This is a genomic window from Devosia sp., assembly GCF_040509215.1.
Classification (GTDB): Bacteria; Pseudomonadota; Alphaproteobacteria; order Rhizobiales; family Devosiaceae; genus Devosia.
Window position 1 is genome coordinate 1 of sequence record NZ_JBEVLL010000410.1, and the last position, 3,336, is coordinate 3,336.

At 60.8% G+C, this 3,336-nt stretch carries 4 protein-coding genes and 1 pseudogene; all 5 read left to right on the top strand.

The features are described from left to right. A partial coding sequence (locus ABW043_RS22765) for a 30S ribosomal protein S1 (protein WP_353923478.1) occupies positions 1-1,180 on the top strand: 1,180 nt, incomplete at its 5' end. Between the two features lie 72 nt (positions 1,181-1,252). Then, positions 1,253-1,756 (top strand): GNAT family N-acetyltransferase, encoded by a 504-nt coding sequence (locus ABW043_RS22770; RefSeq protein WP_353923479.1) that lies wholly within the window; start codon positions 1,253-1,255, stop codon positions 1,754-1,756. 84 nt (positions 1,757-1,840) lie between these two features. Beyond that, positions 1,841-2,788 carry a signal peptide peptidase SppA gene (gene sppA / locus ABW043_RS22775; protein WP_353923480.1) on the top strand — a complete coding sequence of 316 codons (948 nt, stop codon included), beginning with the start codon at positions 1,841-1,843 and terminating at the stop codon, positions 2,786-2,788. A 37-nt stretch (positions 2,789-2,825) separates the two neighbouring features. Continuing rightward, a complete protein-coding gene (locus ABW043_RS22780; RefSeq protein ID WP_035084445.1) occupies positions 2,826-3,107 on the top strand; it encodes an integration host factor subunit beta in 282 nt (93 codons plus the stop codon). A gap of 46 nt (positions 3,108-3,153) precedes the next feature. Further along, positions 3,154-3,336 (top strand): annotated as a pseudogene (locus ABW043_RS22785) (DUF1049 domain-containing protein); the annotation flags it as partial.

Below are 3,336 nucleotides of genomic sequence, written 5' to 3' on the forward strand. Positions count from 1 at the left end.
CGAGGAATCGCGCGCCGAGCAGCGTTCGGAAATCGTCCAGCAGCTCGAAGAGGGCCAGGTTGTCGACGGCGTGGTCAAGAACATCACCGATTACGGTGCGTTCGTTGATCTCGGCGGCATCGATGGCCTGCTGCACGTCACCGACATCGCATGGCGTCGCGTCAACCATCCGTCCGAAGTGCTCACGATCGGCGAGACCATCAAGGTCCAGATCGTTCGCATCAACCACGAGTCTCACCGTATCTCGCTCGGCATGAAGCAGCTCCAGGCTGATCCCTGGGAAGGCATCGAAGCCAAGTACCCGATCGGTGCGAAGTTCTCTGGCCGCGTGACCAACATCACCGACTACGGCGCATTCGTCGAACTGGAGCCGGGCATCGAAGGCCTGATCCACGTTTCGGAAATGAGCTGGACCAAGAAGAACGTCCACCCCGGCAAGATCGTTTCGACCAGCCAGGAAGTCGACGTGGTCGTGCTCGAAGTCGATCCGGACAAGCGCCGTATCTCGCTCGGTCTCAAGCAGACCCTGCAGAACCCATGGGAAGCCTTCGCCGAGAAGAACCCTGTTGGTTCCACCATCGAAGGCGAAGTCAAGAACAAGACCGAATTCGGTCTGTTCATCGGCCTCGAAGGCGATGTGGACGGCATGGTTCACCTCTCCGATCTCGATTGGCAGAAGTCCGGTGAAGTCGCTCTTGACGACTACAACCGTGGCGACATGGTTTCGGCCAAGGTTCTCGACGTCGACGTCGAGAAGGAGCGTATTTCGCTCGGTATCAAGCAGCTCAACAGCGAAGGCACGTCCTCGTCGGCGTCTTCGAGCGAGCCTGCTGAAGCCGGTGGCCTGCGCAAGAACGCTGTGGTTACGACCGAAGTCATCGAAGTCAACGAAGGCGGCATCGAAGTCCGCATCGCTGACAGCGACGTGACGGCCTTCATCCGCCGCGCCGACCTCAGCCGCGACCGCAACGACCAGCGCCCGGAACGTTTCTCCAAGGGCGAAAAGGTCGACGCACGCGTCACCCAGTACGATCGCAAGACCGGCCGTATCCAGCTCTCGATCAAGGCGCTCGAAATCGCCGAAGAACGTGAAGCCGTTGCGAACTTCGGTTCGTCGGATTCGGGCGCTTCGCTCGGCGACATCCTCGGCGCCGCCCTCAAGGGCCGCGACGACAAGTAAGCGTCACGCTTGTTTGCAATCTTTCGGCCCGCGCTTTATCAGCGCGGGTCGTTTTGTTTGGGGATCACATCGATGCTTTTCAGGGATGTCTCCTGGCGCGCCATGAGCGGCTACGATCTCAACGCGGTCTCGACCATTGCCGCAAAGGTCCATCCGGGCTTTTTCGAAGCCGACGAGGTGCTTGCTGAAAAGCACAGCCTCTATCGCAATGGCTGCTACATCCTTGAGGTCGCCGAAAAGCCGTCCGGCTATGTGCTGAGCCATCCCTGGACGCGCGGTTCGCTGCCGGCGCTCAACGCGCTTATGGGCGCGCTACCCGAAGCGCCGGATACCTATTACATCCACGACCTTGCCTTGCTGCCCGTCACGCGCGGGGTCGGCGCCGCCGGCCAGATCATTGCCGCCCTTACCAAGCACGCAGAGGCCATGGGTTTTCCCACCATGAGCCTTGTTGCCGTCAATGGCTCGGTGCCCTTTTGGGAAAAGCAGGGTTTTGTCACCGAAGACCGCTCGGAACTGGCCGAAAAGCTCGCAGCCTATGAAGATGCGGCGCGCTACATGGTGAAGCCGCTCTAGGCGCGGAACGCCGCAGCGGGCCCAAACCATCTGGTCGTTTGTGTCGAGAAGTGTATGGTCTAGCCCGATTTGCGAGGCCTAGACTTGACCCAGATTCCTTCCTCCGAAGCGCATGAGGCGCTGGCATCAGACACGTTCAGGCGCTCGCGCGGCCGCTGGCGTATCTTTGCGCTGGTGTGTGCTGTTGCCGTCGTCCTGGCGCTGTTCGGGCGTTTTGCCATGCCCAGCGCGACCGGTGATGGCGCCATTGCCCGGATCACCATCGATGGCACCATTTCGACCAATGCCGCCCGGCAAAAGATGTTCGAAGAGCTGATCGAGGACGAAAACGTCAAGGCTGTCATCGTCGCCATCAATTCGCCCGGCGGCACCACCGCGGGCGGGGAAGAGCTCTACGAATCCCTGCGCCTGCTCAGCGCCGAAAAGCCGACGGTTTCGGTGATCAACGAGCTTGGCGCGTCCGCCGCCTATATGACCGCCATCGGCACTGATCACATTTTTGCCCGTCGCCTCTCGATCGTCGGTTCAATCGGCGTCCTCTACCAGCACGTCAACGCTGGCAAACTGCTCGACACCATCGGCATTGACCTCGACAAGGTGGCTTCGGGGCCGCTGAAAGCCGAGCCCGATTTCGATGAGCCCCTCGAGGGCGCGCCGCGCGCTTCGCTTGCCGCCCTTGTGGAAGACAGCTTCGTCTGGTTCGTCGATATCGTGGCGGAACGCCGCAATCTGGCCCGTCCCACCGCGCTCGCCCTCGCCGATGGCCGCATCGTCACCGGTCGGGTGGCGCTCGAAAACGGCCTCATCGACGCGCTCGGTGGAGAAATCGAGGCCATAGCCTGGCTCGAAAGCGAGAAGAGCGTAGCAAAAGACCTGCCCGTTGTTTCCGCATGGCCCCTCCCCGACGAGGGTTTTGGCTGGGTCGGGCAATTGGTCGGCGGTTCGGCCCGGGCGGCACTGGGATTTCCTGCGGAAGGTCCTGTGATGCTTGACGGTTTGGTTTCGCTTTGGCAGGTTGGAACGAACCCCTGAGGCAAGGGGACCAGCGTCTTGGAGACCGGAGCCTTCCATGATCAAGTCTGAACTTGTCGAGAAGCTCGCCGCAGAGAATCCGCATCTCTTCCAGCGCGACATCGAAAACATCGTCAATGCCATTCTCGATCAGATCGGGGATGCCATGGCGCGCGGTGACCGCGTCGAGTTGCGCGGCTTCGGCGCATTCTCCGTAAAGAACCGTCCGGCTCGCGTCGGGCGCAACCCTCGCACCGGCGAACAGGTCGATGTCGAGGAAAAATACGTGCCGCAATTCAAGGCCGGCAAGGAAATCCGTGAGCGTCTCAATCGCGAGTGATATCGTGATCGGCGCCCGTCGGGCCCTCGAATAGTTCGGAAGATTTATGGTCAGCAAGATCGTTGGTTGGCTGGTTCTGGTGCCGCTTTGCGCGGCATTGGTGGCTTTTGCCCTTGCCAACCGCCAACTGGTTGCCATCAACCTCAATCCCTTCGGTAGCCCCGCTTCGGCGGATGCGGCTGGCTATGGCATTCCCCTCTTCGTCATTCTCTACATCGTGCTCCTGATC

Coding starts and splice junctions, on each gene's coding strand:
- ABW043_RS22770 (WP_353923479.1), top strand. CDS start 1,253: ATGCTTTTCAGGGATGTCTCCTGGCGCGCCATGAGCGGCTACGATCTC.
- ABW043_RS22780 (WP_035084445.1), top strand. CDS start 2,826: ATGATCAAGTCTGAACTTGTCGAGAAGCTCGCCGCAGAGAATCCGCAT.